20 protein-coding genes are annotated in these 26,489 nt (G+C 65.0%); 14 read left to right on the plus strand and 6 right to left on the minus strand.

Annotated features, from left to right (window positions below; translation table 11 throughout):
• Positions 1 to 26: 26 nt before the first annotated feature.
• Together B5J99_RS00190 and B5J99_RS00195 are read right to left on the minus strand one after the other, a co-directional pair.
• Entirely contained in the window at positions 27 to 782 is a 756-nt protein-coding gene (locus B5J99_RS00190; protein WP_054134279.1) for an arginyltransferase, read from the minus strand.
• A gap of 397 nt (positions 783 to 1,179) precedes the next feature.
• On the minus strand, positions 1,180 to 2,406 hold the full coding sequence (locus tag B5J99_RS00195; protein WP_117351090.1) for a threonine ammonia-lyase: 1,227 nt from the start codon (positions 2,404 to 2,406) through the stop codon (positions 1,180 to 1,182).
• Positions 2,407 to 2,465: 59 nt separating this feature from the next.
• Between B5J99_RS00195 and B5J99_RS00200 the strand changes: the two genes are divergently transcribed.
• From B5J99_RS00200 to B5J99_RS00230, 7 genes are all read left to right on the plus strand, one after another.
• Positions 2,466 to 3,350, plus strand: a complete 885-nt coding sequence (locus B5J99_RS00200; RefSeq protein ID WP_117351091.1) for an NAD(P)-dependent oxidoreductase — start codon at positions 2,466 to 2,468, stop codon at positions 3,348 to 3,350.
• Entirely contained in the window at positions 3,347 to 5,020 is a 1,674-nt protein-coding gene (locus tag B5J99_RS00205) for an amidohydrolase (protein ID WP_245991695.1), read from the plus strand. Before B5J99_RS00200 ends, B5J99_RS00205 begins: the two co-directional genes overlap by 4 nt.
• Before the next feature lie 241 nt (positions 5,021 to 5,261).
• Positions 5,262 to 5,483 (plus strand): hypothetical protein, encoded by a 222-nt coding sequence (locus B5J99_RS00210; protein ID WP_054134274.1) that lies wholly within the window; start codon positions 5,262 to 5,264, stop codon positions 5,481 to 5,483.
• Between the two features lie 510 nt (positions 5,484 to 5,993).
• Entirely contained in the window at positions 5,994 to 9,932 is a 3,939-nt protein-coding gene (locus B5J99_RS00215; protein ID WP_117351092.1) for a CHAT domain-containing tetratricopeptide repeat protein, read from the plus strand.
• A 33-nt stretch (positions 9,933 to 9,965) separates the two neighbouring features.
• The gene (locus tag B5J99_RS00220) at positions 9,966 to 10,727 is read left to right on the plus strand and encodes a 16S rRNA (uracil(1498)-N(3))-methyltransferase (RefSeq protein ID WP_117351093.1); all 762 of its coding nucleotides are present in this window, start codon (positions 9,966 to 9,968) and stop codon (positions 10,725 to 10,727) included.
• A gap of 100 nt (positions 10,728 to 10,827) precedes the next feature.
• Positions 10,828 to 12,216 (plus strand): glutamate--cysteine ligase, encoded by a 1,389-nt coding sequence (locus B5J99_RS00225; protein ID WP_054134271.1) that lies wholly within the window; start codon positions 10,828 to 10,830, stop codon positions 12,214 to 12,216.
• A 200-nt stretch (positions 12,217 to 12,416) separates the two neighbouring features.
• A complete protein-coding gene (locus B5J99_RS00230; RefSeq protein WP_117351094.1) occupies positions 12,417 to 14,690 on the plus strand; it encodes a TonB-dependent receptor in 2,274 nt (757 codons plus the stop codon).
• 1 nt (position 14,691) lies between these two features.
• Here B5J99_RS00230 and B5J99_RS00235 read toward each other — a convergent pair whose 3' ends face one another.
• Complete coding sequence (locus B5J99_RS00235; RefSeq protein ID WP_117351095.1) at positions 14,692 to 15,132, minus strand: hypothetical protein; 441 nt, start codon at positions 15,130 to 15,132, stop codon at positions 14,692 to 14,694.
• A 122-nt stretch (positions 15,133 to 15,254) separates the two neighbouring features.
• Between B5J99_RS00235 and B5J99_RS00240 the strand changes: the two genes are divergently transcribed.
• Positions 15,255 to 15,986 (plus strand): extensin-like domain-containing protein, encoded by a 732-nt coding sequence (locus B5J99_RS00240; RefSeq protein WP_117351096.1) that lies wholly within the window; start codon positions 15,255 to 15,257, stop codon positions 15,984 to 15,986.
• Position 15,987: 1 nt separating this feature from the next.
• On the opposite strand, the gene B5J99_RS00245 is transcribed toward B5J99_RS00240, so the two are convergent.
• Both B5J99_RS00245 and ccmA read right to left on the minus strand, forming a co-directional pair.
• Positions 15,988 to 16,659, minus strand: a complete 672-nt coding sequence (locus tag B5J99_RS00245) for a heme exporter protein CcmB (protein ID WP_054134268.1) — start codon at positions 16,657 to 16,659, stop codon at positions 15,988 to 15,990.
• Positions 16,656 to 17,303 (minus strand): heme ABC exporter ATP-binding protein CcmA, encoded by a 648-nt coding sequence (ccmA, locus tag B5J99_RS00250; RefSeq protein ID WP_117351097.1) that lies wholly within the window; start codon positions 17,301 to 17,303, stop codon positions 16,656 to 16,658. Before ccmA ends, B5J99_RS00245 begins: the two co-directional genes overlap by 4 nt.
• Before the next feature lie 53 nt (positions 17,304 to 17,356).
• Between ccmA and B5J99_RS00255 the strand changes: the two genes are divergently transcribed.
• From B5J99_RS00255 to B5J99_RS00265, 3 genes are all read left to right on the plus strand, one after another.
• Positions 17,357 to 17,644 (plus strand): 4a-hydroxytetrahydrobiopterin dehydratase, encoded by a 288-nt coding sequence (locus B5J99_RS00255; RefSeq protein WP_069050541.1) that lies wholly within the window; start codon positions 17,357 to 17,359, stop codon positions 17,642 to 17,644.
• Positions 17,645 to 17,759: 115 nt separating this feature from the next.
• The gene (locus B5J99_RS00260) at positions 17,760 to 19,466 is read left to right on the plus strand and encodes a PHA/PHB synthase family protein (RefSeq protein ID WP_069050542.1); all 1,707 of its coding nucleotides are present in this window, start codon (positions 17,760 to 17,762) and stop codon (positions 19,464 to 19,466) included.
• 68 nt (positions 19,467 to 19,534) lie between these two features.
• Positions 19,535 to 20,368, plus strand: a complete 834-nt coding sequence (locus tag B5J99_RS00265) for an alpha/beta fold hydrolase (RefSeq protein WP_117351098.1) — start codon at positions 19,535 to 19,537, stop codon at positions 20,366 to 20,368.
• 110 nt (positions 20,369 to 20,478) lie between these two features.
• Here the strand turns inward: B5J99_RS00265 and B5J99_RS00270 are convergent, their stop codons facing one another.
• Positions 20,479 to 22,581: a malate synthase G gene (locus B5J99_RS00270; protein ID WP_117351099.1), complete on the minus strand. Its 2,103-nt coding sequence runs from the start codon at positions 22,579 to 22,581 to the stop codon at positions 20,479 to 20,481.
• A gap of 174 nt (positions 22,582 to 22,755) precedes the next feature.
• Between B5J99_RS00270 and B5J99_RS00275 the strand changes: the two genes are divergently transcribed.
• The 3 genes from B5J99_RS00275 to B5J99_RS00285 all read left to right on the plus strand — a co-directional run bounded on the left by B5J99_RS00275 (position 22,756) and on the right by B5J99_RS00285 (position 26,429).
• Entirely contained in the window at positions 22,756 to 23,976 is a 1,221-nt protein-coding gene (locus B5J99_RS00275; protein WP_117353276.1) for a hydrolase, read from the plus strand.
• Positions 23,973 to 24,983 (plus strand): arginine N-succinyltransferase, encoded by a 1,011-nt coding sequence (locus B5J99_RS00280; protein ID WP_117351100.1) that lies wholly within the window; start codon positions 23,973 to 23,975, stop codon positions 24,981 to 24,983. Before B5J99_RS00275 ends, B5J99_RS00280 begins: the two co-directional genes overlap by 4 nt.
• A 195-nt stretch (positions 24,984 to 25,178) precedes the next feature.
• Positions 25,179 to 26,429, plus strand: coding sequence for an N-succinylarginine dihydrolase (locus B5J99_RS00285; protein ID WP_117351101.1), 1,251 nt, complete (start codon positions 25,179 to 25,181; stop codon positions 26,427 to 26,429).
• Positions 26,430 to 26,489: the final 60 nt, after the last annotated feature.

Consider the following 26,489-nt stretch of genomic DNA (forward strand, 5'->3'; position numbering starts at 1 on the left):
CTTGATCCCGAGGCCGCCCGAAACGTCTAGACCTCGCCCGCGTCGCGTTCAAGGTCGAAGGGATGCCAGCCATCGGGACCAAGCAGCTCAAGCGGCTGATATTTGATCTTGTACTGCATGCGCGGCGAAGATTTTACCCAATAGCCCAGATACACATAGGGCAACCGCGCCCGCGCCGCGCGCTGGATGTGATCCATGATGATGTAGTTGCCAAGCCCGCGCCGGGTCGGATGCTCGGGTTCGTAGAAGCTGTAGATCATCGACAGCCCATCGCCCTGCTGATCGGTGAGGCACGCGCCGACAAGCTTGCCCGCGCTGCCATCGGGGTTGGGCTCGCGATATTCGATGACATAGCTGCGCACGGGCGAATGCTCGACCATGTCAGCATAGTCCATGTCATCCATCTCGGACATGCCGCCGCCGGGGTGGCGCGCCTTGAGATAGCGGCGCAGCAGATCGTACTGCTCCTGCGTCGACCAGGGACGACAGGCGGAGACGATGAGATCGCGATTGCGCTTGAGCAGCTTGCGCTGGCCGGGGCTGGGCACGAACTTTTCCGCCACCACCCGCACCGAAACGCAAGCGCGGCAATCGAGACAGCTGGGGCGATAGGCGACGTTCTGACTGCGGCGAAAGCCGATGCGGCTCAGCGCATCGTTGAGCTCGTCGGCATGCGGGCCGTTGAGCTCGGTGAACACCTTGCGCTCGCTCTTGCCCGGCAGATAGGGGCACGGACCGGGGTTGGTGACGAAGAATCGGGGGAAGCGTGCCGGTGCGCTCACGTGTGGAACGATCCTTGTTTCTGGTTGCCTGTCGTACGGGAAAGTGACCCGAGCCCGGTATGATCGATAACCCGGGGCACCGCCAAGCCGGTTAACCAACTTTCATGGTTAAGCCACGCCAAGTCGAGTCAATTTGGCGGCAGACTGCGCTGCGCTGTGGATAAAGAAAGGATTCATGCTGAATCCGGGGGGTGTGCTTCGGCCTTTTCGCTCGCCGGAGCAGCATTGCGACGATCATTTTCTGCATTATTTCAGGCCCACCCCGGCCTTCGGCCACCGCTCCTGCAAGCGGTAGGGGAGAGAGCTTGCGCCAACCCTCTCCCCTACCGGTTGCGGGAGGGGCAGGTCCAGCTTGCTGGACCGGGGTGGGCTTGTCCAGAACGCAAAAGACGCCCCCTCAAGCCACCTCGACCAGACCCACATCATAGCCGCTGGCCTTCAGCGAAGTGATCAGCGCTTCGAGCTGGCCGCGATCGCGCGCTTCGCATTCGATGTCGGTGATCAGGCCCTTGGCGGGGAGGTTGGTGAAGACGCGCTGGTGGTATATCTCGATGATGTTGACCTGATGCGCGTCGAACTGGCGCATCACCTTGAATAGCGCGCCTGGGCGGTCCTGCAACGCGATGCGCAGGCGGGCGAGGCGGCCCGATCGCGCCAGATCACGCAGCAGCACGTTGGCGAGCAGCCGCGTGTCGATGTTGCCGCCGCACAGCACCACGCCCACGGTCTGCCCGGCAAAGCGCTCGGGCTCAGCGAGCAAAGCGGCCAGCCCCGCGGCGCCTGCGCCTTCGGCCACAGTCTTTTCGATCTGCAGCAACAGGCTGACCGCGGTTTCCAATTGGGGCTCTGTCACCAGCACGATGTCGTCGGCGAGCGCACGGACGATCTCGCGCGTGAAATCGCCGGGCTGCTTGACCGCGATGCCTTCGGCGAGCGTGTCGCCCTCGCATGGGTAATTGGTGCCCTTCACCGTGTTGTACATGCTGGGATAGAGCTGCGCCTGCACGCCTGTCAGCTTGATGCCCGGCTTGAGCGCGCGCGCTGCGGTGCCCATTCCGGAGAACAGCCCGCCGCCGCCAATCGGGATGACGAAATGATCGATCTCGGGCGCATCCTCGAGCATCTCGATCGCGACCGTTCCCTGCCCTGCTGCGATCACCGGATCGTCGAACGGGTGGACGAAGGTCAGCCCCTCGGTCACCTCGAGCTCGCGGGCGTGCGCATAGGCGTCGTCGTATTTCTCGCCGAACAGGATGACCTTGCCCCCGTTCGCCTCGGTCTGCTGCACCTTGATGGTGGGCGTGGTCTTGGGCATCACGATGGTGACCGGAACACCCAGTCGGGTGCCGTGCCAGGCCAGACCCTGCGCGTGGTTGCCGGCAGAGGCCGCGATCACGCCCTTGGCCTTGGCCTCTTCGGTCATCTGGGAGAGGAAATTGAGCGCGCCGCGTTCCTTGTACGCCGCGGTGAACTGCAGGTTCTCGAACTTGAGATAGACCGTCGCCCCGGTAATCGCCGACAAGGTCCTGCTGACAAGCGTGGGGGTACGGACGATCGCTCCGGCGATCCGCTGGTGCGCGGCGCGGATGGTCTCGAGGGTGAGCTGGGCGGTGGGGCTGGTCATGTCGGCTGCGGCACCTAACCGATATGGCGCGGATTGAAAACATCCGTTAAGGCACCGCCATGGCAAATATAGCATTTATCGGCATCGGTGTGATGGGCGGCCCCATGGCCCGCCATCTGGGCAACAATGGACATTCTCTGGCGCTGTACAATCGCAGCCCGGCCAAGGTGCAAGGCTGGCTCGAGGCCAATCCGCATCTGGCTGGCACGGTGCGGATCGCGGCAACCCCGGCAGACGCTGCCGAGGGCATGGACGCGGTCATCACCTGTGTCGGCAATGACGATGACTTGGCGCAGGTGATCATGGGCCGCCAGGGCGCGTTCAACACGCTGCCCAAGGGCGCGGTGTTCATCGATCACACCACGGTATCGGCCACCATCGCCCGGCAGATTTCGGTAGAGGGCCGCGCCAAAGGCATCCTGTGCGTCGATGGTCCGGTCACCGGCGGGCAGGCGGGCGCCGAAAACGGCACGCTGGCGATCATGTGCGGCGGCAAGAAGGACGCGGTCGATGCCGCACGGCCGATCATCAAGAGCTATGCCACCCGCATCGTCCATGTCGGCGGCCCCGGCGACGGCCAGACCACCAAGATGGTCAACCAGATCTGCATCGCCGGTGTGCTGGGCGGATTGAGCGAGGCGATGCGCTTTGCGCAGGCGAGCCGGCTCGATCTCGACAAGGTCTTCTCCGCCATTTCGGGCGGCGCGGCGCAAAGCTGGCAGATGGACAACCGCTGGAAGACGATGTCGGAAGACAGCTTCGATTTCGGCTTTGCCATCGACTGGATGCGCAAGGACCTTGGCCTCGCGCTCGACGAGGCGCGCAACAACGGCGCGTCGCTGCCGGTGGCGGCGCTGCTCGACCAGTTCTTCGCCGAAGCCCAGCATCTGGGCGCAGGGCGTCAGGATACCAGCGCCCTCGTTCGCAGGCTGCCGCGCAAGTGATCGCCCGGACCCTTCCGCGCGTCCTCGCGCTCGCCGCCGCATTGCTCGCCAGCGCCTCTGTGCCTGCGCTCGCCGATGGGCTGATCGAAAACGTCAACGGCATGACGCTCGACGCCAAGGGCAAGGTGGTCAGCTTTACCGGGCTGGTCATCGACGATGACGGCAAGGTGAAAGCCCTGCTCGAGCGCCGCGACAAGCGCCCCGAAAAGCTCGACTACAAGCTCGACGGCGAAGGCCGCACTTTGATGCCGGGCATCATCGATGCGCACGGCCATGTCATGGGGCTGGGCTTTTCGCTGCTGACGCTCGACCTGTCGGGCACGCGCTCGCTTGAAGAGGCGCTGGGGCTGATCAAGGCCTATGCCGACGAGAACCCGTCGCGCCCATGGATCATCGGACGCGGCTGGAACCAGGAAAAATGGGGCCTTGGCCGCTTCCCCACCGCAGCGGACCTCGACACCGTCGTGCCCGACCGCCCTGTGTGGCTCGAGCGGGTCGATGGTCATGCCGGCTGGGCCAACAGCGCCGCGATGAGGACAGCCGGCGTCAAGCCCGACGTCAAGGATCCGCCGGGAGGCCGCGTCGAGCGGATCGGTGGCAAGCCTGCGGGCGTGTTCGTCGATGCCGCCGAGAGCCTTGTTTCCAAATCGGTACCACCGCCGCGCGCGGTCGATCGCGATGCGGCGCTGATCGCGGCGCAGGACCATCTGCTGGCGCTGGGCATCACCGTCATCGCGGACATGGGCACGACGATCGACGACTGGCAGGCCTATCGCCGCGCGGGTGACGAGCGGCGGCTGTATGTCCGGATCATGGCCTATGCGGCCGGGATCGACGCGATGGTCGCGATCGGCGGCCCGCGCCCGACGCCTTGGCTTTACGACGACCGGCTGCGGCTCAACGGGGTGAAGCTGTATCTCGACGGCGCGCTGGGATCGCGCGGCGCGCTGCTCAAGGCCGATTATGCCGACAAGCCCGGCGAGCGCGGCCTCGCCTTCGTCAACGACACCCAGCTGCTCAACATGATGAGCCGCGCGGCAATGGACGACTTCCAGGTCGCCGCGCATGCCATCGGCGATGGTGCCAACGCACAGGCGCTGTCCGCGATCGAGGAGCTCGCCAAGGACTACAAGGGCGACCGGCGCTGGCGGATCGAACATGCGCAGATCATTGATCCGGTCGACATTCCGCGCTTTGCCAGGAACGGTATCATCGCCTCGATGCAGCCGGTGCACCAGATATCCGATCGGACGATGGCCGAGGCGCGGCTGGGCCCCGCCCGGCTCGCCGGTGCCTATGCGTGGAAGTCTTTGGTCGATGCCAAGGTCCCGCTTGCCTTCGGATCGGACACCCCGGTGGAATCGCCCGACCCCTTTGCCGGGCTCGCAGCCGCGATCACCCGCGAGGGAGCAGATGGGCAGCCGTTCGGCGGATGGCAGCCGCAAGAAAGGCTCGGACGGGTACAGGCGATCGATGCGTTCACCCGCGGCGGCGCCTATGCCGGATTTGCCGAGGACCGCTTCGGCACGCTGCAGCCGGGCATGCGCGCGGACTTCATCCTGCTCGATGTCGACCCGCTGCTCAGCAGCCCGAGCGAACTGCGCAATGCCAAGGTCGTCGAAACCTGGATCGGTGGTGTTCGCCGCTTCGAAGCGCGCGGCAAGAAGTGAACGGCTTTTTGCGCAGCATTAACCATCCAGAAAGCATTCGTTGCGCGCGTGCAACAGCTTGCCACAAAAGCCTTTTTGCGGCGGACCGAGCATGGATTCCACCTTGCATGGCGGGAACTTTCGCCCTAGTTGGGCATTGAGCGTCGGGAAGAGCTCATAAAACACTCTTTTCGAAACGGGTTGCAATCCCTGTTCTCTCAATGGGTTAGGGAACCAAACTAAAGACGTGACGGAGGCTATAATGAAGAATCGTATTGCTGCAGCTACTCTTGCTGCACTTGCCATCGCCGCGACGCCGGTACTGGCACAGGCTGGCGCACAGCGCGTTTCGGCTACCTCGACTGAGGATAGCGAAGCTGCTGGCGGCACCGGCATCATCATCGGTATCGTGGCTGCTGCAGCCGTGATCGGTGGTATCGTGATCGCTGCCGATCAGGACAGCGACACCCCGACCAGCCCCTGATTTCGATCAGACTGGTTGGATCGCACTGATCCAATGAATCAGGAAAACGGGGTCTTCGGGCCCCGTTTTTTTGTGCCCGGCGCGCGCGTGCCTATCGCCTCGCTGCTACCCCATCCCTCCGGCAAACAGGCGCATCAAAAAAAATATCTCGCGCATGTTTTTTGTTGGAACCAAAATTGGCGATCTTGGTTTTTCATTCAGGACGACAGACCAAGCCCCCCTCCAAATGTCGTCCTCACAAACATGAGCCCGGGCGCGCGATCCTCCCCCCTTCTCATCGCGCCCGGGCTTATACCCCAGCCTACCACATCCTGCAGTTCGCTGGTCCCGCCGATGCCCCTTGCATCGCGGGCCGTTCGTGCGCACAACTGGGGCGTTCGGGTCGCGCCAACCTATCGGGATAGCCGCAGTTGCGGTGCCCGGTGCTGCGCGGGGACAAACCATGGTTTCCGGTCCGGCTTGCTTGGCAAGCGCCCTCCCCTCACCTGTGTCGTATAGCGGTACGCTCCCATGACGCCGCGCATCGCCCCTCTGGCGCTGGCTGCGCTATTGGCCATTCATCCGCCGGTGCACGCACAGTCCTCGAAGACCGACATGCCGGCGGACGAATCCGCCGCCGCCCCTGCAAAGGCCGACCCGCTGATGGAGGAAATCGAGCGGTACCGCGCGCTCGATGCCGAAGCCTATGGCGCGAACGACTATGCCCGCGCTGCCGAGGCCTCCGCTAAGGTCGTGGAGCTTGCCGAGCCTTTGGGCGATGCAAGCTTCGTCTATGCCCGCGCGCTCAACGACCATGCGCTCAACCTCATGTTCTCGCGCCGCGCCGCAGAAGCCGAGCCATTGATGCAAAAGGCGCTGGCGCTGTATCAGGCGCAGCTGGGCAGCGACCATCCCGAGGCATTGAAGGCGCGCGCCAATCTGGGCGCGGTGCTGTTCAATGCAGGCAAGGTGGAGGAGGCCGTGGACGCCTATCTTCTCGCCTATGACGGCTCGCGCGAGCAGCTGGGTATGGACAATCCGGCTACGCGCGATGTCGCAGCCAATCTGATCGACCTGCTGTATCGGCTTGCCCGGCGCGACGAGGCCATCCCGGTGCAGGCGGCGCTGCTGGAGAGCATGCGGACCGAGCCCGGTGCCGATCATCCCGACACGCTGCTCGAACAGAAGACGCTCGCCAGCCTGCTGATCGAGACCGGCCAGTACGTCGCCGCACGCGACCTGCTGCGCGATGCAATGCCCCGGCTGGAGGCGGCATTGGGCAAGACGCACCCGCTGACCACCGAATCCCTGGCGCTGCTGTCGGTCTCGTTCGAGCGCACCGGGGATTATGTGACCGCAGAACCGCTGGCGCGCGACGCGCTGGACCGGGCCCGCGCGGCGAGCAGCGCCGAGGACCCCACTACCTTCCTGTCGGCGCTGGCGCTTGGTAACATCCGGATCGCGCTGGCTCGCTTTGCCGAGGCCGAAGCGGACCTGAAACCGGTGTATGAGATATCGCTGACCAACCCCGGCGAGGCGAGCGATATCAGCCTCGCGCTCGCCCGCGGGCTTGCCACCGCCTATCTCAACACCGGCCAGTTCCGCGAAGGCATCGCGCTGATGAAGCGTGCAGATGGCGTCGCGCGGCAGCATTATCCGCCCACCAGCACCTTCCGCCATGTCATCCAGGGCACGCTCGTGGCGCTGCTGGTTTCGGCAGGCAGCTATAGCGAGGCCGAACCGCTCAGCGCCGCGCTGCTCGACACCGTCCGCGAAACCCGGGGGCAGAACAACCGCGATGCGCTCAATGTCGCGACCAACCATGCGATGCTGCTCACCAACCTGGGCCGCTATGCCGAGGCCGAGGCGCTGTACGAGCAATCCTCCCCTGTGCTGGCGGGCCTGCTCGGGAGCGAACACCAGGAGGTTCTGGCGCTGCGCAACAATCTGGCGCTGGTCCACATCTATCAGGGCCGCTTTGTCGAGGCAGAGGCCAATCTGCTCGAGACCCAGGCGATCGCGCTGGAGCGTTATGGCCGCCGGCATCCCACCTGGCAGGGCGCAGCGGCCAATCTGGCGCTGCTGCTGGTCCAGCAGCGGCGCTTTGCGGAGGCCGAAGCGGTGTACGAGGCAGCGCTGGCAGAGCTTACCGAGGTGCTGGGCCCCGACCATGCCTCGGTGCTGCAGACCCGCGCCAACATCGCGGACATGAAGCTGCAGCAGCGCGATTTCGCCGCGACCGAGCAAATCCTGGAATCGGTGCTGGAGCTGGGATCTAAGCAATCCTCGGGCCAGAGCCAGCTGCTGACCATCGCGCGCACCAACCTGGGGATCGCCCAGCTGCTGCTCGGCAAGAGCGCGCAGGCGGAGGCCAATCTGCGCCAGGTGGTGGACCTTCCCTTCGAGACGCTGCCGCGCGATCACCCGATCCGCTTTGCCGCGCAGTCGCGGCTGGCGCTGGTGCACGTCAACCGCGACGAATTCGCCACGGCCGATGCGATCTACACCGATCTCGCGCAAAACCAGATCGCGACCTTCGGCCTGCCCCATCCCAACAGTCTCGACACGCTTTCCATCCTGGTCCGGGCGCGGATCGCCAACACCGCGGCGGGGGTCGACCGGCTGGCCCCAGCGCGAATGCTGCTCGAAGGGCTCAGGCAGCGGATCGGATCGGGCGATGCCGATCTGCGCAGCGAAGCCCAAAGCACGCGCGAGCGCAGCAACCTGGTCGATTATTACAGCAAGGCGGCCGACGCGATGTGGCTGGCGCGCGAACAGGACCTGGCGACCGTTCGCAACGAGGCCTTCGTGGCGTTGCAGGGCGCGATCGCCGGCGGCGCCAATGATGCCATCGCGCGGATGGCGGCGCGCGGGCTTGCCGACAGCATCGATCCCGCGCTGGGCGATCTGGTGCGCGAGCGCGAGACGCTGAGCACCGGCTGGTCCGAAAACGCGCGCATGTACAACGAGGCGCTGGGCAACACCGCGCCGGGCAGCGCCGAGGTTCGCGCCAACCTGACCGCCAGCCGCACGGCGATGGCCGATCGCATCGCCGCGATCGACCAGCGGCTGCGCTCGGAGTTCCCGCAATATTTCGCACTCGTCCGCCCCGAACCGCTGGCCCAGCCCGAGGCAGAGGCGCTGCTCGCGCCCGACGAGGCGGCGCTTCTGATCGTGCCCAGCGATGCCGGAACGCATGTCTTTGCGGTGACATCCACCGCGACGGTGTGGCATCGCGCCGAGCAGGACGATGAGGCGATCGCCGCGTCGGTCAAGCGGCTGTTGTGGGATGTGGGAGCCAACATCCAGGTCGATGCGATCGAGGATGCCGAATGGTCCAACCAGGGCGAAGGCGCCTATCCGTTCGATCGCGGCACCGCCTTTGCGCTGTATCAGCAGCTGATCGCGCCCGTGGCCGACACGATCAGCGGCAAGCGCCATGTGTTCATCGCGGCGGCAGGCGCGCTGTCGTCGCTGCCCTTCGGCATGCTGGTGACGCAAAAACCCGAAGGCGCAGACGGCGATCCCGCCAGCCTGCGGGGAACGCGATGGTTCGCAGACAGCCATGCGCTGATCCAGATTCCCTCGCTGCAATCGCTCAAGTTCCTGCGCGACCGGCTGGCAACATCGCCGACCAAGGGCGGTGCCGCCCGCCAGCCGTTCCTTGGCTTTGGCGATCCGGTGCTGGAGGGCGAGGTAGCGATCCGCGGCGGCGGCGGGCGCGGCGTGTTCGTCAAGGGTCAGGGCCGCGATCCCCGGCGCGCCCGGCCGCAGGGGCTGGCGGCAGCAGAGGCGTTTGCGCCGGGCACCACCCGGTCGGGCGGCGGCGTGGTCAATATCGCAGCGCTCCGGCAGATGGCGCGGCTTCCGGGCACCGCGATCGAGCTCGCGGCGATGCGCACCGCTCTGGGCGCGAGCCCGGCCAGCGTACTGACCGGCGCACAGGCGACCGAGGCCAATGTCCGCAAGGCGAGGCTCTCCGACGCGCGCATCCTGGCGCTGGCGACGCACGGGCTGATGGCAGGAGAGGTCGAAGGTGCAGCCGAGCCGGGGCTGGTCTTCACTCCGCCCGCATCGGCGAGCGAGGCCGATGACGGGCTGCTCACCGCGTCCGAGGTGGCTGCGCTCAAGCTTGATGCAGACTGGGTGATCCTCTCGGCGTGCAACACCGCGGCGGGCGATGGATCGCAGGGCGCACCGGGGCTGTCGGGCCTCGCCCGCGCTTTCTTCTATGCCGGGGCGCGCACCCTGCTCGCCTCGCACTGGCCGGTGCGCGATGACGTTGCGGCGAAGATGACGGTGCGCACCATCGAAATCGCGCGCGACAACCCTGCTCTCTCGCGCGCCGAAGCCTTTGCGCAGGCAATGCGCGAGATCCGCAACGACGCCAGCCAGGATTCGGACAGCGACACGCTGGCCCATCCCAATGCCTGGGCGCCGTTCACGCTCATCGGCGACGGGGCGCGGTAGACGAAAGCTTCGTGCCCGGCTAATCCCGCCGCCATGACCGCTACCCCCGCCTGGCCCCCGCGCTCCGCCCCGCGCCTGTTCGTCGACCAGCCGCTTGCGATCGGCGCATCTTTGCGCATCGAAGGCAATCAGGCGCATTATCTGGTCAATGTCATGCGGCTGGCCGAAGGCGCACCGGTGAAGCTGTTCGACGATATCAGCGGCGAATATCTGGCGCGCGTCACCGCACGCGGCAAACGCGACATCACGCTGACCTTAGAAAGCCTGTTGCGCACCCGCGAAGCGGTGCCCGATTTCTGGCTGTGCGCCGCGCCGATCAAGAAGGCACGGTTCGATTTTCTTGCCGAAAAGGCGTGCGAACTGGGCGTTGCCCGCTTTGTGCCGGTGCTGACCGACCGCGCGGTGGTAGACAAGGTCAAGGACGACCGGCTGCGCGGGACGATGATCGAGGCCGCCGAGCAATGCGAACGCACCGCATTGCCCGTAATCGCGCCGCTGACCAGGCTCGATGCGCTGCTCAAGTCCTGGCCCGAGGGCCGTCACCTGTTCTTTGCCGATGAGCGGCTGCACGAGGACAGGGGTGTTTCGTTCAGCCAGGCGCTCACCCGCCATTCCGGCCCGGCGGCGGTGCTGATCGGCCCCGAGGGCGGCTTTACCGACGCCGAAAACGCCGCGATCCGCAGCCATCCCGCCGCGGTTCCGGTCTCGCTTGGCCCGCGAATCCTGCGCGCGGAGACCGCCGCGATCGCCGCCACGGCGGTATGGATGGCATCGCTGGGCGATTGGGTCGCTTGAAAGCCCGGCTATCCTCCCCATTACACATTTAACACTAGCTTGGGTTGCAAGCCGCAACTAAAGCCAGCGACCAAAGACAATTCAGGGTTCAGGGCGCATCATGAGCACACGTACCACCACCGGGCAGGATGATCCCGTGATCACCTCGATCGCGCAGCTCGCAGAGCCGATGCGCGAAGGCGAAAAGCCCAAGGCCGATTGGCGGATCGGCACGGAGCATGAAAAGTTCGTGTTCTGCCGCAACGATCACCACGCCCCCAGCTATGACGAGCCCGGCGGCATCCACGATCTGCTGATGTCCTTGACCGAATTCGGCTGGGAACCGGTCGAGGAACGCACCCCTGCCGGCGGCACCAACGTCATCGCGATGCGCGGCCCCGATGGCACCGTGAGCCTCGAGCCTGCAGGCCAGCTCGAACTGTCGGGCGCACCGCTCGAAAACCTGCACCAGACCTGCGCCGAGACCGGACGCCACCTTGCCCAAGTCAAGGCCGTGGGCGAGAAGACCAACACCGGGTTCCTGGGGCTGGGCATGTGGCCCGACAAGACCCGCGCCGAACTGCCGATCATGCCCAAGGGCCGCTATGGCATCATGCTCAACCACATGCCGCGCGTCGGCAGCATGGGGCTCGACATGATGCTGCGCACCTGCACCATCCAGGTGAACCTCGATTATTCGAGCGAGGCCGACATGGCCAAAAAGTTCCGCGTTGGCCTCGCGCTGCAACCGCTCGCGACCGCCTTGTTCGCCAACTCGCCGTTCACCGAAGGCAAGCCCAACGGCATGCTCTCGTACCGCAGCCATATCTGGTCGGACACCGACCCCGCGCGCACCGGCATGCTGCCGTTCGTGTTCGAGGATGGCTTTGGCTATGAGCGCTATGTCGAATACATGCTCGATGTGCCGATGTACTTCGTCTTCCGCGACGGGCTGTATATCGACGCGGCGGGGCAGAGCTTCCGCGATTTCCTGAACGGCAAGCTGCCCGCCTTGCCCGGCGAGCGCCCGACGATCAGCGACTGGAACGACCACCTCTCCACTGCTTTCCCTGAAGTGCGCCTGAAGAGCTTCCTCGAGATGCGCGGCGCCGATGGCGGCCCGTGGAGCAAGATCTGCGCGCTGCCGGCCCTGTGGGTCGGGCTGCTCTACGATCAGGGTGCGCTCGATGCGGCGTGGGACGTGGTCAAGAACTGGACCATCGAGGAACGCCAGACGCTGCGCGATTCCGTGCCGAAGATGGGCCTCGCCGCGCCGATCGCAGGCGGCGGCAAGTTGCTCGACATCGCCGCCGAAGTCCTCGACATCGCCACCTCTGGCCTTGCCGCGCGCGCGCGCACCAACTCCAGCGGCGACAACGAAACCGGCTTCCTCGAACCACTGCGCGACACCGTTGCGCGTGGCCGCACCCCGGCCGAAGACCTGCTCGCCAAATACCACGGCGAATGGGGCGGCGACCTCAGCCGGATCTATGACGAGATGCAGTTCTGAGCGCGACCGCTGTCGCGATAATCAAGCCGTAAAGACCCCGAATAGTCACACGATTGCCACACCCGCGCAAGATTGTGCGGCGCAGCATCGGCGGTTGCTTGACCCTTCAACCCCGGCTTCGCATTCAGGCGCCGGGGGGCGGCGCTTCTGATCGAGTCGTCCCAGGGCAATTTTCATCTGGACCTGCTGGAGTTCAATCGATGCGCTTTACCGCCTTTTCGTCGCCATCCCTTGTTGCTCTGGCAGCTGCCCTGTCCGGGCTTGGTCTTGCAACTCCTGCAATGGCGCAGGAGCAGGTCGCTGAAGACCAAGATCGTGGCATCGGCGTCATCGTGGTCACCGCGCAAAAGCGCGCCGAAGATCAGCGCGACGTTCCGCTGTCGATCTCGACTCTCAGCGCCGACGCGCTGGCCGCCGTTCAGGCCGGAGGCGGTGACATTCGCGGGCTGGCAGGCCGGGTCCCCAACCTGAATATCGAAAGCTCGTTCGGGCGCACTTTCCCGCGCTTCTATATCCGGGGCCTTGGCAACACCGATTTCGACCTCAACGCGTCGCAGCCGGTCAGCCTGGTCTATGACGACGTGGTGCTGGAAAACCCCATTCTCAAGGGCTTCCCGATCTTCGATCTTGATCGGATCGAAGTGCTGCGCGGACCGCAGGGTACGCTGTTTGGTCGCAACACGCCCGCTGGCATCGTCAAGTTCGACACCGTCAAGCCCGGCGAAACCGGCGGCTATGCCAAAGCCAGCATCGCGCGGTTCAACACCTTGCAGCTGGAAGGCGCCCTCGGCCTGGATCTCGGCAACGGCTTTGCGGTCCGCGCATCGGGCTTCTACCAGCACCGCGACAACTGGGTCGACAATGTCGACAATGGCCCAGGCAACGATCTGGGCGGTTACGACGATTTCGCCGGACGTCTGCAACTGCAATATGAGGATGGCCCGCTCACCGCGCGGCTTGTCGGTCAGGTCCGCATTCTCGATGGTTCGGCGATCCTGTTTCGCGCCAACGTGTTCCAGAAGGGCAGCAACGAGCTCAATGGGATCGCCGGGGCCGGCAGCGATTTCCGCCGCGACGAGATTCGCTCCGACGGCCTGAATTTCCAGGAGCTCAACACCTATAATGCCGGACTGACCGTCAATTATGACTTCGGACCCGTCACGCTGACCTCGGTGACCTCTTACTGGAACGGCAACCTCAAGAGCCGCGGCGACATCGATGGCGGCTTCGGCAACGCCTTCGCGCCCAGCCAGGGACCGGGCTTCATTCCGTTTTCCGCCCAGACTCGCGACGATGTACCGAGCCTCGACCAGTTCACGCAGGAAATCCGGCTCGCTTCGAACAACGAAACCGGGTTGGGCTATCAGGTCGGTGGCTTCTTCTTCAACGAAAAGCTCGACATCACCACCCTCGATTACGGCGCGCCTGCCGATACCGTCGCGGCAGCCGTTGCGGTGCAGCGCCAGGTCACAGACTCCTTCGGGGTGTTCGCTTCGCTGAACTACAAGTTCGACAATGGGCTGACGCTGCAGGCGGGTGCGCGCTACAACAACGACGAACGCAAATTCGCAGCCGCAAGACCGATCGACACCCGTCCCGGTTTCCTGGGCTTTGGCGGCCCGGTGCCGACCTTGACCACCGCGGTCGATGCCGATCTGGTAACCTGGGACCTTGCCGCCATCTATGCCGTCAGCGATGCGGTCAACGTGTTCGCTCGCGCAGCGCGGGGCTATCGCGCGCCCTCGATCCAGGGACGTCTCGCGTTTGGCCGCTCACTTTCGGTCGCCGACAGCGAACGGACGATGTCGTATGAAGCCGGCATCAAGACCGTGCTGTTCGATGGCCTCGCGCGCTTCAACCTGACCGGCTATTACTACAACACCGAAGACCTCCAGCTGACGGCGGTTGGCGGCGGTGGCAATGTCACCTCTTTGCTCAACGCCGATGACGTCGAAGGCTTTGGCTTCGAAGCCGACCTTGCGGCGCGGCCTGCCGACGGGCTGGATCTCAGCATCGGCGTCGGTTTCAACGAAAATGAGATCAAGTCGCCGGGCCTCGGCGTGGCCGGCTGCGGTTCGCCCTGCACCGTGCTCGACCCCGCCATTGCCGGACGTCCGGGCATCTTCTCCATCAACGGCAACCGCCTGCCGCAGTCGCCGAAATGGTCGCTCAACTGGACCGCAGGCTATGCCATCCCTGTCGGCACTGGTGAGGTCTACGCGTTCACAGACTGGTATTATCGTTCGCGCATCCAGTTCTTCCTCTACGATTCGGTCGAATTCAGCGATGACAGCCTGATCGAAGGTGGTCTGCGGTTCGGCTATCGGACCAGCAACGGACGGCTCGATGTCGCAGCGTTCGTTCGCAACATCACCAACAACACCTCGGCCACCGGCGGTATCGATTTCAACAACCTCACCGCTTATGTCAACGAGCCGCGCATCTTCGGGCTCGAAGTCGGCACCCGATTCTAGATCATGAAGACGCGGCGGACACAGCCCTTGTGGCTGTGTTCCGCCGCATCAGCAGCAGGTACCAGCCAATCAGCACCGTGTTCGACAGAGCGTTGCGCCAGAAACCGGTCGCGACCGAGAGTGCGCTGTCGACGACATACCATAACAGCAAGGCGGCGGTGATCCCGCGCCACAGCGCCAGTGCCTGCGCGGCGGGCATGTCGCCGGTGCCGCGCACCACCGCGAGCACGGTCGCGCCCCAGCCCAGGGTCACTGCGCCCATTAGCGCCAGGCTGAAGCGCAGCGCCGGATCCCAGGTCACTGGTCCCGGGCCATCGAGAATATCGAACAGGATGTTGGCCATCTGCCCCGTGGCTTCGAACGCGCCGCTCATCAGCACCAGCCCGAAGACCATCACCGCGCCGCACCAGAGCTGCATCTGTGCCTGCCATTTGCCGTTCATGTCTCAAGTCTCCCATTGGGTTTCTATTGCCCCCGGTTACGCCGCGGACATGCACACGAACAATTACGCTGCAGGTAATCGCGCTGCATCCTTATGCCGCATGCCTGCGTAAGCTGCGCCATATGCGCATTCCCAACATCATCGGTCTGGCCCGGCGTCTGATCTGGTTCGCGATTGTGGCGTTCGCCCTGCTTGTCCTGTTTGCCTGGCTGAAGCCGGGCCGCGAGGACATGCCGTGGACGCCGTTGTCGCTAAGCGAACCCATCGGCATGTCCACCGGGCGCAAGATCGTGGCACTGACCGACGATCGCGACCAGTGCCTCGCGCTGCTTGAGGGCTCGGGGCTCGATTTCACCCCGTCGGAACCGTTTGGCGCGGACCAGTGCCGGGTGGAAGACGCGGTGCGCGCCTCATCCGGCCAGCCGTTGCTGCCGCTCGCCCCCGCCTCGGTCGCGCCGTCGTGCCCGATGGCGATCGGCCTGCTGATCTGGCAGGCACAGGTGGTGCAGCCCCAGGCGCAGGAAATCTTGGGCAGCAGGGTCAGCCGGATCGAGACCTTCGGCAGCTATTCGTGCCGCCGCATGTATGGGCGCAGCGAGGGCGCGTGGAGCGAGCACTCGACAGCCGACGCGCTCGACGTCAGCGGCTTCGTGCTCGAGGACGGGAGGCGCATCTCGGTGCTGAACGACTGGTTCGGCGGGGATGACAAGGCGCTGTTCCTCAAGCGCGTGCGTGATGGGGCGTGCGAGCTGTTCTCGACCACGCTCTCGCCCGACTACAACGCCGCGCATGCCGACCATTTCCATTTCGACCTCGCCAATCGCGGCGCGATGGGCTGGAGCGCGTGCCGGTAATTTACTCGCGGCCCGCGCGGATCGCGGCACCCGCAGCAATCGGGCAGATCACGGTGAGCAGCAGGCTGGCCGCCGCGAGCAGCAGCAGCCCGTTCTGGCTACCGGGCGCCAGGCTTCCCGCCCCGAAAATCAGCAGAGGCACCGCGAGCGGAAGCAGCAGCAGCCCGCCCAGTGCCGCGCCATGGCGAAGCCCTGCGGTGAGCGCGGCGATCATCACGCCGAGCGCGGCAAGCGCAGGTGTCGCGCAGGCCAGCCCGATCTCGATGGTCAGCAATTGCTCGGATGTCTGGCCCAGCAACCCGGCCGAAATCACCGCCGCGAGCATCAGCGGCGGGCCGAAGCTCAGCCAGTGGCCGATGGTCTTGGCGAGCGCAATCAGCTCTTCGGACAACCCGCGCACGACATATTGATCGATCATCCCCTGGTCCATATCGGCCTGCACCAGCCGGTCGATCGGCAGGATGCTGGCGAGCAGCGCCGCGACCCAGATCACCCCGCCCCCGGTGCGCCCCAGCAATTGCGCATCGGGCCCCACCGCGAACGGATAGATCGTCGCCACCGCGAGGAAGAAGATGATCGGCATGATGAACCCCGCCGATCCGCGCGTGCCGCCGCCCAGCCCGAAGGCCAGCATCAGCTCGCGCCGGATCAGCGTGCCCAATGCGCCGATCATGCGGGCTCTTCCGGCACGATCGCGGGAACGAATTCGGCCAGCGGCAGCGTCTGCGCGCCTGCCAGCGGCAGCGGCTGGTGCGAGGCAGCGAGCACGATCCCGCCGCCCGCGCGGTGCGCCGCCATCAGCGTACCCAGCCGTTCGATCGACGCGGTGTCGAGGCCGTTGGCGGGCTCGTCGAGCAGCCAGAGGGGAGCGCGCGAAAGCTCAATACGTGCGAGCAGCGCACGCTTGCGCTGCCCGGTCGAAAGGAAGCGCACCGGCACATCGGCAAGGTGGGCGAGGTCCACTGCCAATAGGGCGCGCGCAATGTCTCCGGTATCGGTGCCGTCGAGCTGCGCCCAATGTGCGAGCGCGCGGGCCAGCGGCTGACCCTGATCGAGAGCAACGCGTTCATCGGCCAGCGCCATCCGCCCGGTCACGTCGAGCGTACCGGCATAGGCAGGCAGCAGCCCGGCCAGCACGCGGATCAGGCTGGACTTGCCCAGGCCATTGGGGCCGGTGACATGCAGCGCCTCGCCTGCCTTCAGCGCGAACGAGACGCCGCGAAACAGCATCCGGCCGCCGCGCACACAGGCAAGCCCGGTGCATTCCAGCGCTGCGTCCGCGTCAAAGTCCTTGGTTTGTGCAGCTTCTTGCGCCATCTGCACCGCAGATAGGCGCAATTGCCGCCCGCTGCCAAGAGGAGACACATGCGATGGTCACCAAACTTACCGATGTCGAGCGTACCACCGCGCTGGCCGCGCTTCCCGAATGGACGCCCGAACCCGTGCGCGATGGCATCACCCGCACGTTCAAGTTCACCGATTTCGTCGAAGCCTTCGGCTTCATGACACGCGTTGCGATCCTCGCCGAAAAGGCCGATCACCACCCCGAATGGTCGAACGTCTACAGCCGGGTGGAAATCCTGCTCACCACGCACGATGCAGGCGGGCTTTCGCAGCGCGATATCGACCTTGCGACCCAGATCGACGCGCTGATCTGACACCGGCATCCGGGCTTTCAGCGGCCATTGTGCAGGCCGCATGCTCTCTATACGATGCAGTCCGGACCGACCCTGCATGAACGGGGCGGCAAGCCACTGTGGAGAGAGAGAGCTTATGGCAGACGACACCCCGAACCTGGTCGAAGAGGCAGCGCAGCACACCACCGCGCTGGGGCCATTGATGGGGCTGGCACGCGAGGATTTCATCGGCGCGATCGGGCTGCTGCTGCGCGAGACCGCGAGCGATCCGGCGCGCACGATGCGGCATGCCCAGTCGTTTTCGGAAGATGTCGTCAAGATCATGATGGGCCAGTCGGAGCTGTCGCCGGACCCCAAGGACAAGCGCTTCATGGACCCGGCCTGGCGGTTCAACCCGTTCTACAAGGCGGGCGCGCAATATTATCTCGCGGTGCAGAAGGGCATGAAGACCTGGATCGACGAGCTCGAGCTCGATGCGCTCGAACGCGATCGCGCCAACTTCATCTCGGCGATCATCATCGATGCGCTGGCGCCGACCAACACGCTGATCGGCAACCCGATGGCGCAGAAGCGCATCGTGGATTCCGGCGGGCTGTCGCTGCTCAAGGGGCTGAAGAACGCCTATAACGACATGGTCTACAACGACGGCATGGTCAGCCAGGTCGACAAGAAGCCGTTCACGATCGGCGAGAATGTCGCGACCTCCAAGGGCAACGTCGTCTATCGCGACGAGATCATGGAGCTGGTGCATTATGCGCCCTCGACCGACGAGGTCTATGCGATCCCGCAGCTGACCATCCCGCCGCAGATCAACAAGATGTACATCAACGATCTGTCGCCAGAGAAATCGGTGGTGAAGTGGCAGGTCGACAACGGCATCCAGACCTTCGTCATCTCGTGGCGCAACCCGCAAAAGGAGCACGGCCACTGGGCGATGGCGGATTACATCGCCGCGTGCACCCGCGCGATCGACGTGGTGTGCGAGGTGACCGGATCGAAGAAGGTGAACGTCTCGGGCGGGTGCTCGGGCGGGCAGACGCTGGCGATGCTGCTTTCCAAGCTCAAGGCCTCGGGCGACGATCGCATCGGCGCGGTGACCTTGATGGTGTGCGTGCTGCACCCCAAGCAGACCGATATCGAGGCAGGATCGCTGATGAGCGACAACGGCCTTGCGCTCGCCAAGCAGCGCGCGGCCAAGCAGGGCGTCATCAAGGGCAGCGACCTGTCGCGCGGCTTTGCCTGGCTGCGCCCCAACGACCTGATCTGGAACTATGTCATCAACAACTATCTTATGGGCGAGGATCCGCCCGCGTTCGACGTCTTGTTCTGGAATGCGGATGCCACCAACCTGTCGGCCAGCCTGATGGGAGACTTTCTTACCATCTTCGAAACGCTCGCCTTCACCCGCAAGGGCGAGGTCGAGATGGTCGACCACAAGATCGACCTGTCGAAGGTGACCAACGACCTGTTCATCCTGGGCGGGGTGACCGATCACATCACCCCGTGGCGCGCGTGCTATCGCTCGACCCAGTTGTTCGGATCGAAGAATGTCGACTTCATCCTCTCGCAATCGGGGCATATGCAGGCGATCCTCAACCCGCCGACCAACCCCAAGGCCAAGTATTTCCGCATGAAGGGCAACACGCCCACCAAGGCAGGCAAGACCCCGGCGGATGTCGACGACTGGCTGTCCAAGGCCGAAGAGGTCAAGGGCAGCTGGTGGCCTTACTGGATGGAATGGGTGCAGGCGCGCTCGGGCGAGAAGGTCGCCGCGCCCGCCAGCACCGGCAGCAAGAAACACCCCGCGCTGGAACCTGCGCCGGGTCTGTATGTATTGGAGTAGGACATTGCAAACCCTCCTCGTTATGGGGAGGGTTTGAACGTGCATATATCAACCGACAGGAATTTCCTTTGGCCAGCAAACCCAAGCCCACCGCCTCCAACGGCCCCGAGATCACCATGGAAGTGGCCGACGGGCGCACGCTGCGCGTTGCGCGCTGGCGCTTTGACGAGGGGCTGACCAAGCCGCCCCTGCTGTTCTTCAACGGCATCGGCGCGAACATGGAAGCGGTCGCCCCGTTCGCCGAGATGATGGAGGAACGCCCGTTCATCACCTTCGACATGCCCGGTGTTGGCGGATCGCCCGATCCCAAGGTGCCGTACAACGCCTTTCTGATGTCGCGCATCGCCTGGCTGCTGCTTGACCGGTTCGGGATCGAGAGCGTCGATGTGATGGGGGTGAGCTGGGGCGGCGCGATGGCGCAGCACTTTGCGCTCCAGCATTCGGGCAGCGTCAACCGGCTGGTGCTGGCCGCGACCACCGCGGGCATGTTCATGATCCCGGGCAACATCTCAGCGCTCAGCAAGATGGCCGATCCGCGTCGCTATATCGACCCCAGCTATATGGAGAAGCATTTCGCGACGCTGTATGGCGGATCGACCGAAGGCGCGACGGGTCACACCGGCCGCATCACCCCGCCGTCCAAGACGGGCTATTTCTACCAGCTGCTTGCGATGATCGGCTGGACCAGCGCGCCGTTCCTGCCGTTCCTCGGCAAGCCGACGCTGATCCTGATGGGCGGCGACGACCAGATCGTTCCGGTCGCCAACGGCCACATTCTCAAGACGCTGATCCCCAATGCCGAACTCAAGATCATCGACGATGGCGGGCATCTGTTCATGCTCAGCCATCTCGACGAAAGCCTGGAGGCGATCCGCGCGCATCTTGATGCGGTAGAAGAATAACACCACTCTCCCGTCACCCCCGCGCACGCGGGGGTCCCGCTTCTCCGCCGACGATGGCGGAAAGCGGGATTCCCAAGTTCGCGGGAATGACGACGGAGTATGCGTAAGGCCTAGCCCGCCTTCACCCTCTGGCGATAGGCGTGCAGCAAGGGCTCGGTGTAGCCGCTCGGCTGCTCGACACCCTTGAACACCAGATCGCGCGCTGCCTGAAAGGCGAGCGAGCCTTCGGGGTCGCTCGCCATCGCGCGGTACAGCGGATCGCCCGCATTCTGCGCATCGACCTTGGCCGCCATCCGCAGCAATGCTGCATCGACTTCCTCAGCGGTGCACACGCCGTGCAACAGCCAGTTGGCGAGCGCCTGGCTCGAGATGCGCAGCGTCGCGCGGTCCTCCATCAGACCGACATCGTGGATGTCGGGGACCTTCGAGCATCCGATGCCCTGATCGACCCAGCGCACGACATAGCCCAGAATACCTTGCGCGTTGTTGTCCAACTCGGCGCGGATGTCGTCAGGCGACCAGTTCTGCCCCGCGGCAAGCGGGATGCTGAGCAGCGGCTCGAGCGTTGGCACCGGTTGGGCAGCGATCTCGGCGCGGCGTGCGAAGACATCGACCTTGTGATAGTGCATCGCGTGCAGCGTTGCGGCGGTGGGCGACGGCACCCAGGCGGTGTTCGCGCCGGTCAGCGGGTGACCGATCTTCTGTTCCATCATGTCGGCCATCATGTCGGGCGCAGCCCACATCCCCTTGCCGATCTGCGCCTTGCCATCGAGCCCGCATTTAAGCCCGATGCCGACATTGCGCGCCTCGTAAGACTTGATCCAGTCCGAGGTCTTCATGTCGCCCTTGCGGACCATCGCGCCTGCCTGCATCGAGGTGTGGATCTCGTCACCGGTGCGATCGAGGAAGCCGGTGTTGATGAACACGATGCGGTTGCGCACAGAATGGATGCACGCAGCCAGATTGGCCGATGTCCGCCGTTCCTCGTCCATCACGCCGACCTTGATGGTGTAGCGCGCGAGGCCCAGGATGTCCTCGACCGCATCGAAAAGATCGTTGGTGAAGCCGCACTCTTCGGGCCCGTGCATCTTGGGCTTGACGATGTAGATCGATCCGGCGCGGCTGTTCGAATAGCGGCCCAGCCCCTTGAGGTCGTGACAGCCGATCGCGCTGGTGAACACCGCGTCAAGGATGCCCTCGGGCGCTTCGGATCCATCGGCGAGCAGCACCGCCGGGTTGGTCATCAGATGGCCGACATTGCGCACGAACAGCACGCTGCGCCCCGGCAGGGTGAAGGCGGTGCCATCGGGCGCGACATAGCTGCGGTCCGGTTCGAGCGCGCGGGTCAGCGTCTTGCCGCCCTTGGGAAAGCTTGCCTCCAAATCGCCACGCATCAGGCCCAGCCAGTTGGTGTAGGCGGTGATCTTGTCCTCGGCATCGACCGCGGCGACCGAATCTTCCATGTCGACAATCGTCGTCAGCGCAGCTTCGAGCAGCACATCGGCGATCCCCGCCTTGTCGTCCTTGCCGATCGGGCTGGCGGGATCGATCACGATTTCGATATGCAAACCGTTATGGCGCAGCAGCAGGTTGGCGCCATTCGTGCCGACCAGCTGTGCAGGATCGGCGAGCACCGGCGTGCCGCCGGCAAATTCCACCCAGCTGCCGTCTGCGAGCGGCACGGCTTCATCGAGGAACGCCTTGGCCGCCTTGACCACCGCGGCGCCTCGCACCGCGTCATAGCCACCAGGCTGCGCCGGGGCCGCGTCCAGCGCGTCGGTGCCGTAATAGGCGTCATACAGGCTGCCCCAGCGCGCATTGGCGGCGTTGAGCACGAAACGGTCGTTGAGCGAGGGCACGACCAGCTGCGGGCCAGCCATCGTGGCGATTTCCGGATCGACATTATTGGTGCCGATGGCGAACGGCTGCGGCTCGGTCACCAGATAGCCGATGTCGTACAGGAAGGTGCGGTATTCCATGGCGTTGAGCGGTTGGCCCTTGCGCGCACGGTGCCAGTCGTCGATCTTGGCCTGAAGGTCCTCGCGCTTGTCGAGCAGCGCCCGGTTGACGGGAACGAACCGGTCGAGCAGCGCGGCGAAATCCGCCCAGAAGCGGTCTGCGTCGAGCGCCAGCGGGGCCAGCACCGAATCGGTGATGAAGCCGTGCAGCGCAGAATCGATGCTGATGCCGTTGCTCTGGATATAGTCGCTCATTCCCGGTCCTCTTTGCTTGTGACGGTCCCCTAGGCGCGGCGCGCCAGAGGAGATGCAAGGTAATTTCCGGGGGAGGAATGGCGCACAGCCTATGGCAACGCAAGGCGTCAAAGTAAATCCGCTTTTGCCCGCTACGGGTGGTAGGATGCGACCAACCGGGCTATGGCATGGCGGATGACGACCAGCCCTGCCAGACTGACCGGATCCGAGCGCGCCTGCCTTGAAACCATCGACCAGACCGCGATGTTGAGCCAGGTCGAGCGATGGGCCGCGATCAACAGCGGGACCGGCAATCTTGCAGGCCTCGCCCAGACCGCGCAGCTGCTGGCGGACGCGTTTTCGGCGCTTCCCGGTGACGTGCGGCTGATCGATCCCGCGCCGGTCGATGCGGTGCGCGCCGATGGTAGCATCGACACGATCCAGCGTGGCCAGCATCTGGTGGTGCAGGTGCGGCCGCAAGCGCCGCTGCGGCTGCTGCTCACCGGGCACATGGATACCGTATTTCCCGTCGACAGCGGCTTCCAGAGCCTGACATGGCTCGAGCCCGGGGTGCTCAATGGTCCAGGCGTCGCCGACATGAAGGGCGGGATCGCGGTGATGCTGGCAGGCCTTCGCGCGGTCGAGACATCGCCGCTTGCCGCCACCATCGGTTATGACGTGATGATCAACTCCGACGAGGAGGTGGGTTCGGGCGCATCCGCGGCGCTGATCGCCGAACTGGCGGCGGGCAAACTGGCCGCGCTGACCTATGAGCCCGCGCTGCCCGACGGCACGCTGGCGGGCGAACGCGGCGGATCGGGCAATTTCTCGGTCATCGTCACCGGCCGTTCGGCGCACGCCGGCCGCAACCCACAGGACGGGCGCAATGCGCTGGTCGCTGCCGCCGACATGGCGGTGCGGCTGAAGGCGCTGACCCGCGACGGATTGTCGGTCAACCCCGCCAGGATCGACGGCGGCAGCGCCAACAATGTCGTACCTGATCATGCGATATTGCGGGTCAACTTCCGCCCGCAAAGCCTTGAAATGCAGGCCCATGCCGATGCAGCGCTGCGCCAGATCGCTGATGCCATCGGCCGCGAGCACGAAGTTTCGGTGCATGTGCATGGCAGCTTCGGTCGCCCACCCAAGCCAATCGATCCGGGTGCCCAAAAGCTGTTCGGGCTGGTCAAGGACTGCGGCGAGGCTTTGGGCCTTGAGATCGGCTGGCGCGGCACCGGCGGGGTGTGCGATGGCAACAACATCGCCGCGTGCGGGGTGCCGGTGGTCGATACCATGGGCGTGCGCGGGGGCGCGATCCACAGCGCCGACGAATTCCTGATCACCGAAAGCCTTGCCGAACGCGCGCGGCTGTCGGCGCTCACCATATTGCGCCTGGCCGAAAAGAGGGGTTTATGAGCTTTGTCATCCGGGCGGCGAGGCCCGAAGATCTGCAACCGATCTACGAGATGGCGAAGCTGACAGGAGGCGGCTTCACCAACCTGCCCGCCGACCGCAAGTCGCTGCAATCCAAGATCGAGCGTTCGACCGAGGCCTTTGCGCGCACCGAGGACAGCGTCGAGGACGAACTGTTCGTGCTGGTGCTGGAAAACACGCGGACCCGCGAGATTCGCGGCACCTGCCAGTTGCTCACCCGGGTGGGGCAAAAATGGCCGTTCTATTCCTATCGCCTGAGCACCCTGACACAGCACAGCGCCGAGCTCGAACAGACATTCCGCGCCGAAATCCTGAGCCTGGTGACCGATCTTGAGGGATCGTGTGAAGTCGGCGGACTGTTCCTCCACCCCGGCGAGCGCGCGGGCGGGCTGGGGCTTTTGCTGGCGCGCAGCCGCTATCTGTTCATCGCCATGCACCGCGCGCGCTTTACCGACCGCATCCTGGCCGAACTGCGCGGGGTAATCGACGAGGCGGGGGATTCGCCGTTCTGGGACAGCATTGCCGGGCGCTTTTTCGGGATGAGCTTCGACGAGGCCGACACCTTCAATGCGCTGCGCGGCAACCAGTTCATCGCCGATCTGATGCCCAAGCACCCGGTCTATGTCGCGATGCTCTCGGATGCCGCGCGCCATGTGCTCGGCCGTCCCAATGTCAGCGGCCGCGCGGCGATGCGAATGCTGGAGAATGAAGGTTTTGCCTATGAGAATTACGTCGACATCTTCGACGGCGGCCCGACGATGACCGCGCGCACCGACCAGGTGCATTCGATCCGCAAATCGCGCGATGCGGTGTTGGGCGGAACCGCCGACGACGGAGCGCTCGCATTGGTGGCGACAGGCAGGCTGGCGGACTTCCGCTGCGCTTATGGCCATGTCGCGGATCGGGGCGACACCGTGGCGCTTGATGCCGAGGCTGCTGGCCTGCTGGGAGTGGGTGCGGGTGACGCGATCAGGTGGATCGAGCGGTGATTTTCCCCTCTCTCAATGGGAGAGGGTTGCGCAGACTTATGAGCGCAGCGAATTAGTCGGAGCTGGGTGACAATGATGCGCAGACAGAACAACATTTCGCCCCCTTCACCCTCATCCAACTTCGCCTAGCCAGCAAGCTGGCAAGGCTTCGTATCCTTCTCCCATCAAGGGAGAAGACTTTTCTGGAAAAAGGCAATGCTGACCGAAATCAACTTCGACGGAATCATTGGACCCAGCCACAATTACGCAGGGCTGAGCCTGGGTAACATTGCCTCGGCGAGCAACGCGGGCGCGGTCAGCGAGCCGCGCGCGGCGGCGTTGCAGGGCGTGGCAAAGATGCGCGCCAATATCGCGCTAGGGCTGGCGCAGGGCTTCTTCCTGCCGCTCGACCGGCCCAATACCGGCTGGCTCGCAAGCCTGGGCTGCGATATCGCCAGCGCCGAGCCGCACATGCGCGCCGCGGCCTTTTCCGCCTCGTCGATGTGGGCGGCCAACGCCGCGACCGTCTCCCCTGCCCCGGATTCCGCAGATGGCCGCTGCCATCTGACGGTCGCCAACCTCGTCACCATGCCGCACCGCAGCCATGAGTGGACGGGAACGCTGGCGCAGCTGCAGCTCGCCTTTGCCGACACGCGGCACTTTGCGGTGCATGGCCCTGTGCCTGCCCCGTTTGGCGATGAAGGCGCGGCCAATCACATGCGGCTGTGCAACGGCCATGATGGCGCCGGCGTCGAGATTTTCGTCTATGGCAAGGCAGGCGGCCCCTTCCCCGCGCGTCAGCATATCGAGGCGGGCAAGGCGATCGCGCGGAGGCACGGGCTTGCGGCCGACGCCACGCTGTTCCTCCAGCAGAGCGAGACCGCGATCGCGGCAGGCGCCTTCCACAACGATGTCGTCGCCGTCGCCAACGAGACCGTGCTGTTCACCCACGAACAGGCGTTCGAGAATCGGACTGAGGCCTATGCCGAAATCCGCGCAGCCTTCCCGGCGGTGCAGATCGTCGAGGTTCCCGCCAGCGCAGTGTCGCTTGCCGATGCGATCAAGAGCTATCTGTTCAACGCACAGCTGGTCAGCCTTCCGCAAGGCGGTCACGCGCTGGTGCTGCCCAGCGAATCGCAGGAGGTGACCGCGGTGTGGCAGTGGCTCGAGGCGATGGTCGCGGGCAATGGCCCAATCCGCCAGCTGATCCCGGTCAATGTCCGCCAGTCGATGGCCAATGGCGGCGGCCCGGCTTGCCTGCGCTTGCGCGTGGTCGCGGATCCCGCCACGGTCGACCCGCGCTTTATGGCTACTGCAGACAGGCTCGACACCGTCGAGCGGGTCATCGTCAGCCACTGGCCCGAACGGATCGCCCCGGCTGACCTTGCCGACCCGGCCCTGGCCGAGACGGTGCGTGCCGCGCGCGCGGCGCTGATCGATGCGCTGGATCTGGGCGAGCTTGGCTGACCTGTCGGCAGGCTTTACACATTAACCCGATCTTCACCATAAGGGTCCGCAGAAATCAGC

Origin of the sequence: Blastomonas fulva (genome assembly GCF_003431825.1) — a bacterium.
GTDB lineage: Bacteria > Pseudomonadota > Alphaproteobacteria > Sphingomonadales > Sphingomonadaceae > Blastomonas > Blastomonas fulva.

Coding starts and splice junctions, on each gene's coding strand:
- B5J99_RS00230 (WP_117351094.1), top strand. CDS start 12,417: ATGCGCTTTACCGCCTTTTCGTCGCCATCCCTTGTTGCTCTGGCAGCT.
- B5J99_RS00210 (WP_054134274.1), top strand. CDS start 5,262: ATGAAGAATCGTATTGCTGCAGCTACTCTTGCTGCACTTGCCATCGCC.
- B5J99_RS00285 (WP_117351101.1), top strand. CDS start 25,179: ATGCTGACCGAAATCAACTTCGACGGAATCATTGGACCCAGCCACAAT.
- B5J99_RS00195 (WP_117351090.1), bottom strand. CDS start 2,406: ATGACCAGCCCCACCGCCCAGCTCACCCTCGAGACCATCCGCGCCGCG.
- B5J99_RS00235 (WP_117351095.1), bottom strand. CDS start 15,132: ATGAACGGCAAATGGCAGGCACAGATGCAGCTCTGGTGCGGCGCGGTG.
- B5J99_RS00245 (WP_054134268.1), bottom strand. CDS start 16,659: ATGATCGGCGCATTGGGCACGCTGATCCGGCGCGAGCTGATGCTGGCC.
- B5J99_RS00255 (WP_069050541.1), top strand. CDS start 17,357: ATGGTCACCAAACTTACCGATGTCGAGCGTACCACCGCGCTGGCCGCG.
- B5J99_RS00275 (WP_117353276.1), top strand. CDS start 22,756: ATGACGACCAGCCCTGCCAGACTGACCGGATCCGAGCGCGCCTGCCTT.
- B5J99_RS00270 (WP_117351099.1), bottom strand. CDS start 22,581: ATGAGCGACTATATCCAGAGCAACGGCATCAGCATCGATTCTGCGCTG.
- B5J99_RS00240 (WP_117351096.1), top strand. CDS start 15,255: ATGCGCATTCCCAACATCATCGGTCTGGCCCGGCGTCTGATCTGGTTC.
- B5J99_RS00200 (WP_117351091.1), top strand. CDS start 2,466: ATGGCAAATATAGCATTTATCGGCATCGGTGTGATGGGCGGCCCCATG.
- ccmA (WP_117351097.1), bottom strand. CDS start 17,303: ATGGCGCAAGAAGCTGCACAAACCAAGGACTTTGACGCGGACGCAGCG.
- B5J99_RS00220 (WP_117351093.1), top strand. CDS start 9,966: ATGACCGCTACCCCCGCCTGGCCCCCGCGCTCCGCCCCGCGCCTGTTC.
- B5J99_RS00225 (WP_054134271.1), top strand. CDS start 10,828: ATGAGCACACGTACCACCACCGGGCAGGATGATCCCGTGATCACCTCG.
- B5J99_RS00280 (WP_117351100.1), top strand. CDS start 23,973: ATGAGCTTTGTCATCCGGGCGGCGAGGCCCGAAGATCTGCAACCGATC.
- B5J99_RS00215 (WP_117351092.1), top strand. CDS start 5,994: ATGACGCCGCGCATCGCCCCTCTGGCGCTGGCTGCGCTATTGGCCATT.
- B5J99_RS00260 (WP_069050542.1), top strand. CDS start 17,760: ATGGCAGACGACACCCCGAACCTGGTCGAAGAGGCAGCGCAGCACACC.